The sequence below is a fragment of the Deltaproteobacteria bacterium genome, assembly GCA_016210045.1.
Taxonomy (GTDB): Bacteria; UBA10199; UBA10199.
Map to the genome: position 1 here is coordinate 1 of JACQUX010000018.1, position 15742 is coordinate 15742.

The window sequence follows — 15742 nt, forward strand, 5'->3', positions numbered from 1 at the left end:
GTCGGTCATCAGATTTGCAAACACGCTTGATCACACATCGGGAGTGGAACGCGGTCCCGGGAGGGGCGCGAGGGGGGCCTGCGGGCGAGTCTGAGCGAGGGAGTACGATGGGGTTGAAGCGCGACCGAGCGAGGTCTCAGTGAGCCGAGCGCCGTAACGCGAGGCGAACGGCCCGCAGGTCCCCCTCGCGCCCCTCCCGGGAAATGGACACGGCAATCTAATGTTGCAAATGCGCCCTAAGATGCCTGCCACATCATAGCAGAGAGGAACGCACATGACACCCAACGCGCTCAGCAATCCTGATCTTGCGCCGGTCCCCGCAGAACGGCGCACTTGGACTGCCACCCACTTCTTTTCGCTGTGGGTCGGCATGGCCGTCTGCATCCCGACCTACATGATCGCCGCGTCGCTCATTCAAGGCGGCATGGATTGGCGGAGCGCGTTGCTGACCGTGTTGCTCGGCAATTGCATCGTGCTGATCCCGATGCTGCTGAACGGCCACGCCGGCACCAAATACGGCATCCCGTTCCCCATTCTGGCCCGCGCCGGCTTCGGGATTCGCGGATCCAACCTCCCCGCGCTGTTGCGCGCGATCGTCGCATGCGGATGGTTCGGCATCCAATGCTGGATCGGCGGCGCGGCGCTCTACACGCTGCTGCTCGCCCTCTGGCCCGCCGCGGCCGATGTCGCGCTGCAAATGCCCGCGTTCATCGGCGTCGGCGTGATCCCGTTCGCGTGCTTCCTGGTGTTTTGGGCGATCCATCTGTATCTGATTTGGAGCGGCATCGAGTCGATCAAATATTTGGAAACGATTTGTGCGCCGTTCTTATTACTCTGCGGGATCGCATTACTCGGCTGGGCCTATCGCGCCGCGGACGGCTTCGGCCCGATGCTCGCGGCCCCGGCCCGCTTTACGAGCCGCAACGAATTTTGGCAGTTCTTCTTTCCCGCGCTCACCGGCATGGTCGGCTTTTGGGCCACGCTCAGTCTGAACATCTCCGACTTTTCCCGCTACGGCAAAACGCAACGCGCGCAAGTGCTCGGGCAAACGCTCGGCCTCCCGACCACGATGACGATGTTCGCCTTCATCGGCATCGCCGTCACGAGTGCCACGATCGTGCTCTTCGGCGAACCGATCTGGGATCCGGTCGCGCTGGTGCGCAAATTCGATTCCCCGATCCTCGTCGCCGTGTCGATGTTCGCGGTCCTGATCGCCACGCTCTCCACCAATGTCGCAGCCAACATCGTTGGTCCCGCGAACGATTTTTCCAATTTGGCGCCGGCAAAGATCAACTTTAAACGCGGCGGTTACATCACCGGCGTGATCGGCATCGTGATGATGCCGTGGAAACTCGTCGCCGACCCTACCGGCTACATCTTTACTTGGCTAATCGGCTATTCCGCACTGCTCGGCCCAGTCGCCGCGATCCTGCTCGTGGATTACTTCGTGATTCGCCGCTGCCGACTCGTCGTGGACGACCTCTATCGCGACAACGGCGTCTATCAGTACACCAACGGTTGGAACCTCCGCGCGCTCGCCGCGCTGCTCGTCGGGGTCCTCCCCAATGTGCCAGGATTCCTCGCCCAAATCGGCCTCGTGGAAGCGACCCGCTTTCCCACGCTGAACGCGCTCTACCACTACGCCTGGTTCATCGGCTTCGCCGGCGCCGGCGCCAGCTACTACACACTCATGCTCCGCACCAACGCCGCCCGCACGACAGCAGCTGCGCAAAGCGAAGTGGCGTAATTCGAGGCTCCCCACGCGCCGCAATGCCGTCCCGCGCGCCTTTCCGGTTGACAGCAGAAGTTCATGAACTATGAATCAAACTACGGTCGTTCAGACGTGCTCAGAGTCCGGCGAGATCGCTCATGTCATTCAACGCACAGTTTGACCGCCCTTCGCCTCCCATCCCCGCCATCCGTTCCACGTCCCGATTCCTGAACGCGAAAGTGTTCCAAAAGTTGGACTCACTACCGAATGCCAAAATGTCACCACTGGAATATCAAGCAGTTAGTGATGCGCTGGGCGTGGCACGTGGCTTGCTTTAGATCAGGCCTGTGCGCGGCCACTTTATGGAGGCGCGTAACACATGGACGCTGCGACTCGTATGGAGCCACCTTCTGTCACACTCTCTGCGGATGGCCTGTTGAGCTCATTGCAACAGGGCGCATGGCTCTTCACCCAGCTTGTTCCGCCACTGCGCGACTCGCTCGAACACGCTGTGGCACAACACGGTACGACCGTGGACTCGGGCCTTCCGCTGTTTCTGCTGGCCTCGCTCCAGTATCGCCGCACAGCACTCCCACATCAGATGGCTATGCGGTTCACAGCGGCACGCAATACGGCGATCGTGTCACGCGTCGCATCGCTGAGTGCGGTGGAAGAACGGGCATACTGGGAGGCTGCCTTTTGCACGCTGGCTCCGCGCACCGTCCCCTGCGCCGTGTCGGATGCCGACATCGAGATGCTCGAACATGCCACGCAGCAATTGGATCGGCACGTACGAATCGCCGCCGCCACTCCGTTGAGCCGGTGGATAGAGGCCATCGCGCCCTTTGCCGAGGGTCCGTTCCGTTCAGCCTCTCACCCGCATTACCTCGGCTGCATCTTCCTGCGCCTAAATCGCTCGCCCGAAGAAACGGCACTATCACTGGCTCATGAACTTGCTCATCAGGAGTTGTTCTTGCTGAACCTCGTAGATCGACTCATCGTGGCCGCGGCGGACTATCGACTGGTCCACGCCCCCTTCCAGGGCCGCGAACGTCCGTCGATCGGGAGGTTGCACTCGGCCCATGCCCTCTTTCGCATGGTCGATCACGAAAACGCGACTGCAGATCCTCGCCGACCTCGGCATGTCGATTTGCTTCAGGCCACCATTGATACTTTTCAGCCGGGCGATCTGACGGCGCTTGGAAGGAGACTCGTCTATGAAGTTTATCAAGCGCAAGTGGATCGCCTGCGCGGTGATCGGCAGTCTCGCAGCCCTTTTAGTGGTGATGATGAAAATCGATAGCCGCCCAAAACGAACACCGAGTGTCGCGCGGGACGTGAGCGCTTCTCCTGCCACCGTCACCCGACACGTTCCTACGGTCGGGTTCTTCCCCAATACCTTTCCGCGAGATCCGGTGGATATCAACCTCTACTTGGAACATATCCTCGTAGGCCAGATCCTTGAGCCGTTGGTGGAAAGCGCCCCTGATGGCGATATCAGCCCATCAGTGGCACAGCAATGGACCATTTCCGCTGACGCGCGCACTGTCACGTTCATCATTCGCGAGGGCATAACATTTTCGAACGGCAAACCAGTCATGGCCGAAGATGTCAAATACAGTTTGGAACGACACTTGACATCGCACTCCCAAGCACGCACGTTCTTGGAGCACATTACGACGATCACTGCGAGCGATCCCCGCACGCTCAGGCTCCACCTCGATCGGCCGTATGTGGCGATCTTCAAGGCACTCAGCCGTGACCAATTGGGCATTGTTCCGGCTGGCTGGAGATTCGATTCGCATTCCGACGAGCCACTGATTGGTACCGGCCCCTATCGCGCTGTCCGCAACGAGAACGGATGGCGGTTGCTCCTGAATCCGTATTATCGGGACCGAAGTCGCGTCCGCATCCCTGAATGGGACCCGATCTTCTTCGATGCCAAAAAACAGCAATATGACCATCTGCCACTTCCGGATTTAATGCCGTTTTTGGAGCCAGAAGTGGCCAAATCCGTGGAGGCGACGGCGGGGCCTGTGCTGACCAATTACACCCGACAGCGCGTGAACCATTTCGTCCAACTCTCCGCATGGTGGAATCCGGCGGGGCCTCGGGCCTCTGATCGGAAATTACAAATGCGGGCTATGGTAGCAATGCGGACATTGATTGAGGCACGACGGGCCAAGCTGGGATTCCGTGCCGCTACGGGTGTTGTCCCCGAAGGAATCTCCGGTTATCTCCCGGAAATCCGGCGCCCCAGCAACGTGCATGCCGCTGATGACGGCGAGACGATGGTCCGACTCACGGTCCTCGTCAACAAGAAGAACATTCAACTGATGAATGATCCAACAGACCTCGCCACAATCGAGCGGGATTATGGCGTGCGGTTCAATTTTTCCGAATACGGAGTGGCAACCGCCGATCAACTGACCGACGTACAACCCGATATCATCCTGTATTCTTTCGCCGGAGGGTTCCATGACCCTGAGGGATTCCTCGTTGTCCTGACCAGTCGTCTCAACGCCGATCTCCAGAGTGTCTTTGGCGCAGATTACCCCAAGTATGTCGCAGCTTCTTCAGAAACAGATTGGAATCAACGCGCGCGATTGTACCAAGATCTCGGTGCCGCGCTCATAGACAATTATGTGATGGTCCCTGGGTGGAAGTTCGATGTCATCTCGCTCACTGTACCGGAGCTCGCTCACGTGGCATCGGTAAGCTATACGCCGAAATTGAAAAATTACTTCTTCGCGACTCAGGACAATGAAGGGAGGTGAAAAGCATGGAAATCGATCTCACTGTCTTCGAGCTCGACATCTTTGCCGAAGCTCGCATCGACGAATGAGTGCCATTGGATAGTCCTGTAGAGCGTCATGGATGGGGTCCCATGACGCTCCGCCCTCCCCGGGCATGCCGCGACTCGAAAGGACGTCTCGTATGCTTGAAAACTCCGCGCTGCGTCACTTTGCCGTCACCGATGGCTTGCTGAAGGGCACGGCGCTGGTTGCTAAAGTCACGGGGCTGGCCGCCGTCGCATTGATGTCAAGTTTTGGCGCCAGCGCGATCCTCTTTTCGAGTTTTCTCCAGATGCTGGCGACTGGGCTCTTGGAGGTCCCGACCGGCTGGCTGTCCGATCGATTTGGATGGGCTCGCACGTTGATCGTGGCACTGTGGGGAAAGTGTTGCATCACGATGCTGATGGTCCTGGCCGTGGCGACCGCCGCTGCCGGCCACGTCGGACTAGCATGGAGTTGTCTCGCGTTTGAGGCCCTCGGCGATGCCATCGCGTCGGCACTGATGAACGGTTCTTATCAGAACGCCTATCTCGAATGGTATCGCGAGCGCAATGACGGTGAGGTGACTCCTCCCCCACTCTTCCTGGCGAGCTATCGCTTCGCCCAGCGGGTTCGGCTCCTCCTGCCCGTCGTCATCATCGCCGCCGTGTCCGTGATTCGTTGGATCGGCCACTTGGCGGGAGAGACCGCTATCGTAGTGAGCTCGCTGGCGAGTTGTGGATTCGTGCTTGTATTGCGCGGTGTCGTCCTGGTGCGCATCTGCACCGACCTACAGCAGCAACGAGCGCGCGATCGTTTAGTGCCTTTCGCGATCGCCACTGTCCTGAATAGTGTGCGCACGCAGCTGCGCAGCGATCTGGCGCAAGCGCGAACCACGTTCGTCACGACGTGGCATCCGTTTCTTCTGTATGTCCTCGGCCGGATTATCGCGGCAGCATCGGCCCTCTTTTTGATGGGGCATATCATGCAACGCTTCGTTGTGCTCTGGCATCTTGAACACTCCGGGTGGTCGGCGGCCACGATATTTGCAGTGGCTTACTATATTGCGGAGATGGGCATTGCGGCGACTCTGTTTCCGCGAATCACCGATCACAATGTATGTCGGATGACTCGGATTCTGGCGATGGTCGCGATCTGCCTCGGCTTAGCCCACGGCATTCTCATGGTCACCGGCAGGGCACCGGTGAGCGCCTTCAGCATGCTCATTGGCTTTGCGCTCGTCGGCCTAATCGCCGGCAAAATGATGCAACAGTTCATCGCCTCGCGATGTGAGACCTGCGTGCCACAGATGATTCGTGCAACGTGGTTGAGTGTCGCGGAGAGCCTGGCACTACTGATCTACGCAACGATCGCAGGGATTGCCCTGACCGGTTCCCCGCCCACTGCATATTTGACCGTTGTGGGTTGGTTGACGCTCGCGGCGGGCTTATTGGGATTCCTTGCGAACCGGGTGCCCTTTGTGCCGTCGGCACAGCGTTCCTTTCACGCCATCCTGCGCCACCACGTGCTCATGAGTATGCTCCTTGGGGCCGTCGCGTTTGGCGCGTACGACCTCATCGCCTCAATTCATGCCATGACGAAAACCCAACGGCAGTTTGAATCCACGCTGGGCGATGTCGTTGTGTCATCGATTCGAGAGCCGCTCACTCAGGGAAGTTTCACCGAGGCCAATCTACGACTTTCTCGCATGGAAACCGCTGGGACGTTCCTGTGCTATCGCCTTACCGTTTGGGATTTTTCTCAAGATTCCTGTCCGGCAATGTCACGCGCTCGGTTATTCGTTCGCAATAGGGAGTTTCCCATTCGCCTCGCTACCAACGACCCGCGGGCGATCGGAACAATCACAATGCACTTTGATCAGACACCCATGGTCTGGGCGATCGTCCGACGGATCGGCATCGATATCCTGCTTTTTGCGATGTTTGGTTTCCTGGCCGTCCGAGTATCACGGCGCGTGGGACAGCATCTGACGCATGAATTACAGCAGGTTATCGAGCATACGGAGGACGCAAAGACTGTGCCCCACAGCACTCCGTCATTTATCACTGTTGAGTTTCAGCAATTATCGGATCGCTTCCATCAATTGGTTCGCTGTATTGAGGACAATGCAAAAAAAATAGCACTCGGCAAACTCGCCCTGCAAGTCGCGCACGATCTCCGTTCTCCACTGTCGTCGATTCAAGTGGCGGGGCGGATTTTGGGGGAAGAGGTGGGACGCGAAGGACGGAGTGGGCAGGCAATGAATTTGTTGCGGCTCGGGTGTCATCGGTTGGGGGAGATTGCGAATGACCTGTTGCAGCGTCCGGCGGCCGCGGACGGCGCGCCAGCGGATGGGGCGTCACCGACGCCGGTGCCGTTTGCGCTGCACGAGGTGTGCGATGAGTTGCTGGGAGAATTTCAGGCACAAACGTTGGGCGACGGCGTCACGTTCGTGAAGGCGTATCACCCCGAAGCGCTGGTGCTGCGCGGGGACCGGACGGGATGGGCGCGGGCGTTGGGGAATCTGCTGAAGAATGCGTTGGAGGCAATGCAGAGTGCGGCGGCGGCGCGGCCGATGCAACTGACCATCGGGACGGCCGTGGCGGGCGAACGCGTGCAGGTGCAGGTAACCGACACCGGTCCGGGGATGAGTGCAGCCACGGTCGCGAAGATCCTCCAGGGCGGGCACACGGAAGGCAAAGCGGACGGGCATGGGATCGGGATGACGGTGGTGCAGGAGGTGGTCACCGCGCATGGCGGGCAACTCGCGGTCGCCTCGGTCGTTGGACAGGGCACGACGTTCACGCTCACGGTGCCGGCGGCGTTGCTTGAACCGACAGTCGTCACGATTCCGGTGGAGGCAGGCAGCCTGGTCCTCGTGCTCGACGACGACCCGGGGATGCGGGAGCAGTGGCGGATGTTGTTGTGGGAACAGGACGTGGTCTGCGAACGATTTACGTGTTGGGAGGACTACGCGACCTCTGCTGCGGCGCACGACAGCGCACATCCGCCGCGCACGGTGATTGTGGATTACCACTTCGACAACAGTGCAGTGGATGGTGTGACGATCGTCCGCCGATTGCGGGGCCAAGGCGTGCCGCACCTCGTGCTGTGCACTGCCGAGTATTGGAAGCCCTCGCTCCGCGAGGTAACACGGGACTTAGGTATCACGCTGTGTCCGAAGCCCGTCCCGCGCGTGGTCGTGGAGTGGATGCCGACAAAGCCCATCGGCACGAATGCCGCCGCGAATTGCCCAACGGAGATTACTGCGTCCACCGACGGTGCCCCCGTCACCGGCCCGGGCGTGTTGGTCATTGACGACGACTCCGGGGTGCGCTTCGCGTGGGAGATGGAGCAAGCTCGCCTCGGCATCGGCACGTTAATGTCGTACGACTCCATGGAATCCTGCGCCGCCGCCGCGCCCGATTACGCGCAGTTCGATTTTGCATTCGTCGACAAGAATATCCCGAACAGCACCTGGCAGATCGCGCAAGTCATCACGCACTTGAAGGCCGCCGGCGTGAAGCGCGTGATCCTCGCCACGGGCGAAAATAAAATCCACACCCCCGACGACCCCGTCTGGACGCTCGCCGACGGCGTCGAGCCGTTGAAGGTACCGGAGGTGTTGCCGAGTTGAGTCTTGATAGCCTTGTTCAGCGTTCGCCAACGGTTATTGTCGCGCCGGACCGGCTTTCACACATCAAAAAAACCAGCGGCAAGACGATCAACGTTAACACCGTAGACGAGAATACGCCGCCGATCACAACCGTGGCCAGCGGGCGTTGGACTTCGGCGCCGAGGCCGGTGGAAAACATCATCGGCAGGAAGCCGAAGATCTCGACCAGCGCGGTCATCAGCACGGGGCGCAGGCGCAGCAGGCATCCTTGAAAAACCAGTGTGACACCGGAATGTCCCGTCTCATGGCGCAAGAGATTGATGTAGCTGACGAGCACGATCCCATTCAAGAGCGCAATGCCGATGAGGGCGATGAATCCGACGCCGGCGGAAATACTGAACGGCAAGCCGGTCATGAACAACATCACGATGCCACCCACCATCGCCAACGGGACGCCGCTGAAGATCAGCAACGTTTGGAACAGATTGCGAAACACCAGATGGATCATCACCAGCACCAGCAGGAGGATCAGTGGCATTAAAACGAGCAACCGCGCCTTGGCCGCTTCCAGATTCTTGAAATTCCCGCCCCATTCGAAATAGGAGCCGGCAGGAAGCGGGATGGCCTTTTCCAACGTCGCCTGGGCCTCTTGCACAAAACTTTCCGTGTCGCGCCCCCTGGGATTCAGCAGAATGGCGGTCCGCCGCTTGGTGTTTTCACGGATGATCAGTCCGAAACTTTCCGCCAGCCTCACATTGGCCACATCGGCGAGACGGACATTCAAATAGGGGCCGATCGAGACCGGGAGTTGCTTGATTTGCTCGATATCGGAACGTTCTTGTTCGCCCACGCGGATCACAATGGGGAAGCGTCTCGCGCCTTCGTACAACGTGCCTGCGTCCAATCCGCCGATCGCCGTGGCCACCGTATCAAGGACGGTCTGGACGGGAATGCCCATCTTTTCGAGCAGCGCGTGGTTCGGAACGATCTGTAAGAGCTTTGATTTTTCGGAAACCTCGGCTTCCACATCACCGGCCCCCGGAATGGCTTTTAAGAGCGTTTCGGCCTGTTCGGATTGTTCCAACAACAGGTTCAGATCGTCGCCGAAAATTTTCACCGACACATCCGCGCGCGTCCCTTCCAGAAGTTCATTAAAGCGCATCTGGATCGGCTGCGTGAGGATCGGTTCCTGATCCGGAATTTCACTTCTGAGCTGTTCGACGACCGCAGCAGCCAGCGCGTCTTTGCTGCGGCGATGACCGTCTATTTGCGACCACTCGCGCTGCGGTTTGAGCATCACGAACGTATCGGTCAGATAAATCCCCATCGGATCGGTGGCGGCTTCGGCGGTGCCGGTCCGCGAAAACACGTTCGCCACTTCCGGAAATTGCATGATGACACGCTCCGAATGTTCCTGCATGCGGACCGCTTCGCTCATGCTGATATTGACGTCGCGCTGGAGCATCACGACGATCGACCCCTCATTCAACTGGGGAACGAACTCGGCGCCCAGCCGAGTAAACAGCGCGAGCCCTGTCAACAAGACAAGGCCGATACCCGACAGAACGACCGTCCGGCGATTCAAACTCCAATACAGCAAACCGTGATAGCCGTGGCGCATGGCCCGCATCAACCAAGGCTCCTGTTCCGCCGCGTTGCCGCTCAGCAACAGCGACGCAAGCGCCGGAGCGGTCGTGAAGGAAAAAAACAACGCGCCGAGCAGGGCAAAACAAAACGAAGCGATCATCGGCTGGAACATTTTCCCTTCGATCCCGGTTAGCGCAAAGACGGGCAGCAGGACCAACACGATAATCAACTGTCCGAACCCGGCCGCCTTCCGCGTTTCGATGGTGGCATCGACTACCGTTTCCTGCAGTTCTTTGTCGGTTAAAGGACGGGCGCGTGCTTTGACTCGTTCGTGGACCAGACGAACGCAGTTGTCCATCACGATGACGGCGCCGTCCACGATGATGCCGAAATCGAGCGCGCCCAAACTCATCAGATTGCCGGAGAGACCCCGTGCTTTCATGAGCAGAAACGTGAACAGGAGCGCGAAGGGAATCGTCAGCGCCGTGATGACGGCTGCGCGGAAGTTGCCCAACAACAGCAACAGCACGACAATGACAAGCGCCGCGCCCGTGAGGAGGTTATGGACCACGGTCTCCAACGTCGCATCGACGACTTCCGCGCGATTGTAGAGCGTTTCAATCGTGATGCCCGGCGGCAGATTTTTATTGATGTCCTCGAGCCGTGCGGCGACCGCCTTGGCCACGCTCCGGCTGTTTTCGCCGGTCAGCAGAAACACGGTCCCCAGAATGGCCTCTTGGCCGCGGACCAGTGCGGAGCCGACCCGCAAGCCGCTCTCCACCGCGACCCTGGCGATATCGCCGATAGTCACGACGCGCAGATTCTCCATCGTCTTGACGGGGACCTTTCGAATTGCATCGGCCGACGCAAAGAGCCCGACCGCCTGGACGAGGAGAAGCTCCTTCCCCTGTTCGATATATCCCCCGCCCACGTTCTTATTGCTGGCCTCCAGCGCAGCATGAAGATCCTCGAAATTCAGCCCCCATTCCGTCATGGCCTTGATGTCGGGCTGGATATGATATTGTTTCTCGTACCCTCCGGTCGTATCAACCCCGGCCACCCCCGGCACCGTCATCAAACGCGGGCGGATCATCCATTCCTGGATCGCGCGCAACTCCATGAGTTGAGCCTTTCGCGCCGGTCCCGTGAGCGGAAGTTTCGCTTCCACCGTGTACATGAAGATCTCGCCTAATCCGGTGGAGATCGGCCCCAATTGTGGTTGTATGCCAGGCGGCAATTCGCGCAACACGGCGGACAATCGTTCGGCCACCTGCTGGCGGGCCCAATAGATATCCGTGCCGTCTTCGAAATTCACAGTGACTTGCGAGAGACCGAATTTTGAAAGCGATCGGATATGCGTCACATGCGCGATCCCGTTCACTGCCGCTTCAATGGGATACGTAATCGCTCGCTCGATTTCTTCCGGCACTAATCCTTCCACCAGACTGTTCACCGACACTTGGACATTGGTGATGTCCGGCACGGCGTCGATCGCCAGATGTTCAAAGGCGATCCATCCCATCGCCGCCACAAGCAGCGTGAAAAGCAGCACGAGCCAGCGGTTGTGGACTGAAAATCGAATGACTGCGTTCACCATATGGAGACTCCGCCTACATTTTCGCTTCAAGCACTCTCCCGTCGAGGATGTAGAGCCGCCAGAGGGCGTCGACGGCGATCAATTCCTGTTCGTGGCGCGTGCTGGTGATGTCGTACAATTGGTTGTGGATCTCGATCACCAGGGCACTGGTCACCAGACCCTTTTCAAAATACGTTTCTAAATGTTGATGCTCGACGGCCAGTCCTGGGATGGACCGGCTGGCGCGGAGTGCCTGAACAGCCGCACGGTAGCGCTTCAGTTGCAGGAGTCTTTCCGCCGCATTTTTTCTCAGGACCTGTTCCAGATTCGCCCGGGCACGTAACTGATCCGCTTTGGCAAACGCTTTTTCTCCGCGATTGCGGTTCCACAGCGGAAGCGGCACGGAAACCGTGACGCCGCCAAACCAGCGTGTTTCACCGCTATCCTGAGCTTCGGCGTCGACGCTGGGGCCGATTTTCAGATCGGGCCAGGCGTTCGATTGTGCAACGGCGACCTTCCATGCGGACAGCTGCTGCTCGGAACGTGCCAACTCCAGCGAGGCACTGGAGCGTGGGGCTGGCTCCATCGCGCTGGGCGACTGGGGCCACCGCGCCGGCTTCGGCAAATGGCGCGCAATCGTCCGGCCGGGAATCCCGGTTGCCGCTTCCAGCGACGCCATCATCCCGGCGCGTTCCTGAATCAGTGCAATCTGTTTGAGTGTGTACGCTTCCCGGGCCAACCTAAACGAGGATTGGGAAACTTCCTGCTCCGGTGTCCGTGTCGGCCGGGCATTGAGCGCAGCGAGGAGCTTGCTGAAGGTCGTGATGGTTTCCTCGGCCCGTTCCAACTCCAACCTGATCTGCCGGAGTCGATACAATGCGAACACGGTTTGCAGCGCTACGGCTTCTTGATTGCGCTTCACGGCAATGCCCGCTTGCTTGACCAGCGCCCTCGCCTGACCAATCCGGGCCCTCCGTTTGCCGCCGACTTCTACGGTGTGCAACAAAGCAGTCTCGCTGCTCCACCGAATTGCACCGGTGTTGTGCCCTCCCAGCACGCGGCCTTGGAGCTCCGGATTCGGTCGCTGTCGAGCGATCTGCACCAGTTGCGTGTCGCGCGCCGTCTCCGCCTGCGCGTGAATCACGTCGGGATGCCGGCCCAGCGCGCATTGGAGAATATCTTGGGCCGACACGATTGCATCGCAGGAATTCGCCCGCACATCCTGCGCGCCGCTCGCAACCAGCGTGGAGCTTGCAAAGAATAGGATCAAGATACGAAACGAATGACGTATCATCGCATCGTCCTTATTTTGTTCGTCGTCCGCACAGAGACACGACGGCTGCTACCGACACCGCAAGTGCCGTCAGGCGATCGGCGGCCGTTCGATCCGGGAAGGGAAACACTCGTCGTGGAGACCGCCGGGAGACATCTGGAAGTAACGCCTGTCCGAACGTGCCGGCGTCCGCAGGGTCACGGGTTGGGGAAGACTGGAGACGTGGAGGCTTCGGCACTGTAGGCAACAATCCGCACCGGCACACGATCCGGCCGCTTTATCGGCGCAACAGAAAGAACTTTCCAGCGACGCACCAGCCATGCCGAAAAAGAGCAGTATCGCAATGCAACGCAGACCGTTTCTGAACCACAACATTGACACCGCCATATAAGAAAAGTGCGGCGAAGTCCACGCTTACCACCGGAGGGCCTTAGAGACAGACTCCGCCCGCTGCGAATGTAACCTGCAACCTGGGCGACATTTGACGGTGGCCGAGCGCTTTCTCAGAATGGAAACCATTACGGCGTCGTAACCGACCGTATTGTAAGTCCTGCATAGCTGGCGCGGAACTTGCGTGTCTCAAGAGTGATGAAACCGCGACTGGACTGGTACCGCGGTTGGATCACCATCTGCGCAGTGACCCTCCTGTCCTGCCAGGGGGCCGCACCGGAAGTTGAGACTCCTCGGGCGGAATTGCCGCAGCCGGTGGAAAATCGCAACGCACCTGCCCATCAGCCGGAAGCCGAGCTGCCGCCACCAATACCGGACCCCGCGCTCCCAATCACCGTGCCCAGCGCCCCGAACACGCCGCTCAGCACGGTTGACCCTGCGACATTCTCGTCGCCGCTGCCCAGCGAACCACAGCCGACCGCGTCGCCGCTTATTCCACCGACGCCGCCCCCCCCGTCATCGCCGGACCCGCCCGTTGTATCTCCTGCCACTCCGCCCCCACCCGACAGTGTCCCCGCTCCGGTCACCGAAGCGGACGAGCGGCAAACGCTGTTGCACGCGCTGTTGCAACTGGATCGCCCGATCATCGTGGACACTCCGAAGCCAGTGCATGTCACAACGTTCGGCGCGATCCCCGATGACGGGATCGACGACACGGCGATGATCCAGCAGGCCATCGACACGGCGATCAAGCAAGGGGGGATCAATGCCACGAAAAAAATATCGGCCCAAGGGACGCCCGTCGTCTACTTTCCGCGCGGCGTTTATCAAATCTCCAAGCCACTGACGATTTCGTTGGGAGGCTACGCCCCATACCAGGTCTTGCGAGTGCTGGGCGATTGGGCCACGCTGCGGGTCACGTTACCGGTCAATGCCGCACCACTCACCTCGGTCCTCTCCGTCAACATCGCCGGCTTTCTCCAAGTCGAAGGGCTGATCTTGGATGCGAACGAGCAGGCGATCCACGGCCTCGAGACCTACAAATTCGGCGGTGGCCGAGTCAGCCGCATGGAACGCATGATCGTGATGCGCGCGCTCGGGGATGGCCTGGCGATCCGCACCAGCACCGGGCCGTATTTCGGGCGGATCGTGGCATTGGGCAATCGCGGACACGGGTGGCGACTGAGCGGGGACAACGGGCTGATCTGCGAACAGTGTGCGGCGGTGCATAACGGCGGCCACGGGTTCGCGATCTCCGGCGCAATGGAGCAGAATGTCCCCTTTTCCGGCGGATGCCATTTCTATGATGTCTGGTCGCATGGAAACCGGGGAGCCGGCGCGCTGCTCTCGGCACAACCGCTGGCCGGACACGATGCCGTCAGTCTGCGTGGTGGCCGCATCACGGAAAACAGCGGCGACGGTTTGTCGATCGATGCCGGCGAAGTCAACCTCACAGATCTGACGATTGCATCGACGCGTGAGGGCAGCACGGACACCGATGATCCGGCGGCGGCGCGCGCGATCCGTCTTTTCAGCGCGGCCAATGGGGCTTTCATCAGTCGAAATCGGATCGAGCCGGCTGAGGATCCTGGTTTCGCGGCGATCGCCGCCGTCACCGCCGTCAAACATTATTCGTTTCTGAAAAATACGATCGGCACCACGCCGCAGGAACCGCCGGTGCAATGGGTAGATGCGTCGCCGCCGCTCTCGCTGGAGCTGGCGACTGAACCGCCCCCAGCCGCTGATACCGTGCAAACGGCGTTGCTGACCCAAGTGGCAAAAGCCCCTCTCGCCGCCGCTTCGAGCCTCGCCACCCCGATCGACATTACCCTCCACGGTGCGGTTTCCGACGATGGGCTGGATGACGGCCCGGCGATCCAAGCCGCGTTGGACCTGGCTGGGCAGCGAGCGCAGCAGGGCCTCGCGACGACGGTATTTATTCCTCGCGGGATCTTTCATATCGGGACCACGCTGGTGCTATCTGGCACACCGTCGGGCGGTGGCGCGACATCCGGCTCGCCGGTCGGATCGGTGCGGATCATCAGCGATTGGGGCATATTGCGCCGATCGGCGCCGGTCGGTGCCGGCGGTACGGCACTGAGCGGGGCCAGCGTGTTACGAGTACAGAATGCGGCGGGGGTACAGATCGAACGAGTGCAGATCGACGCCACGACCAGTCCGATCGGGTTAGAGATCGTGGGGAGCCAGGAAATCACATTGCGGGGCGTGACAGTGCACGGCGCGATTTCAACCGGCGTGCGGGTCTTGGCAAGTCGGGATCTGACGATGGTCTCGAGCAGTAGCGATGCCGCCCAGACCGGCGTGGGATGGTGGTTTGAGGACACGGCCCATGTCATGGCACTCGCATTGCGGGCGATGAGCAATCGCGACGGCGTCGTCATCCGAGGCGCGGCGCTGGACCATACGACGGTCGGGCTCTGGGCAGAACTCAACACCGGAGATGCCGTGCGTATTGAAGCGACCGCGCGCGGCGTGCCGCAGGCGATCACGTTCCAGGAAGGCTGGTTCGAGGGAAACCAAGGCGATGGCGTGCGCAGCGACGCCGGATCAATCAGTGTCGAAGGTCTGCGGATGATTACGTACGATAGCAAGACGTCAACCCGCGGCCTCCGCATCGGCGCTGCGGCAATGCCGGTCCGATTGCTCGGCAATCGATTGAATGCGTCGGGCTTCGCCGGCAACTATTACGGCAACATCACGCTGCACCGCACGCTGAGTGTGCACGACGAGATCATCGGCAACTTCGGCGCGTACAACAGTGTCCCGTTGTTGATCGTGGAAGCAGCGCCGTAAA

7 protein-coding genes are annotated in these 15742 nt (G+C 60.1%); 5 read left to right on the plus strand and 2 right to left on the minus strand.

From position 1 onward, the window contains the following. Positions 1–274 precede the first annotated feature (274 nt). From HY696_05355 to HY696_05370, 4 genes are all read left to right on the plus strand, one after another. Positions 275–1747: an NCS1 family nucleobase:cation symporter-1 gene (locus HY696_05355; GenBank protein MBI4237829.1), complete on the plus strand. Its 1473-nt coding sequence runs from the start codon at positions 275–277 to the stop codon at positions 1745–1747. Between the two features lie 361 nt (positions 1748–2108). Next, on the plus strand, positions 2109–3014 hold the full coding sequence (locus HY696_05360) for a hypothetical protein (protein MBI4237830.1): 906 nt from the start codon (positions 2109–2111) through the stop codon (positions 3012–3014). Further along, positions 2929–4488 carry a hypothetical protein gene (locus HY696_05365; GenBank protein MBI4237831.1) on the plus strand — a complete coding sequence of 520 codons (1560 nt, stop codon included), beginning with the start codon at positions 2929–2931 and terminating at the stop codon, positions 4486–4488. The genes HY696_05360 and HY696_05365 overlap by 86 nt, the downstream gene beginning before the upstream one ends. A gap of 160 nt (positions 4489–4648) precedes the next feature. Next, positions 4649–8122: a GHKL domain-containing protein gene (locus HY696_05370; GenBank protein MBI4237832.1), complete on the plus strand. Its 3474-nt coding sequence runs from the start codon at positions 4649–4651 to the stop codon at positions 8120–8122. Positions 8123–8138: 16 nt separating this feature from the next. On the opposite strand, the gene HY696_05375 is transcribed toward HY696_05370, so the two are convergent. After that, positions 8139–11285: an efflux RND transporter permease subunit gene (locus HY696_05375; GenBank protein MBI4237833.1), complete on the minus strand. Its 3147-nt coding sequence runs from the start codon at positions 11283–11285 to the stop codon at positions 8139–8141. Positions 11286–11298: 13 nt separating this feature from the next. Continuing rightward, on the minus strand, positions 11299–12558 hold the full coding sequence (locus tag HY696_05380) for a TolC family protein (GenBank protein ID MBI4237834.1): 1260 nt from the start codon (positions 12556–12558) through the stop codon (positions 11299–11301). A gap of 567 nt (positions 12559–13125) precedes the next feature. On the opposite strand from HY696_05380, the gene HY696_05385 reads away from it, so the two are divergent. Continuing rightward, the gene (locus tag HY696_05385) at positions 13126–15741 is read left to right on the plus strand and encodes a hypothetical protein (protein ID MBI4237835.1); all 2616 of its coding nucleotides are present in this window, start codon (positions 13126–13128) and stop codon (positions 15739–15741) included. The last annotated feature ends 1 nt before the right edge of the window (position 15742 follow it).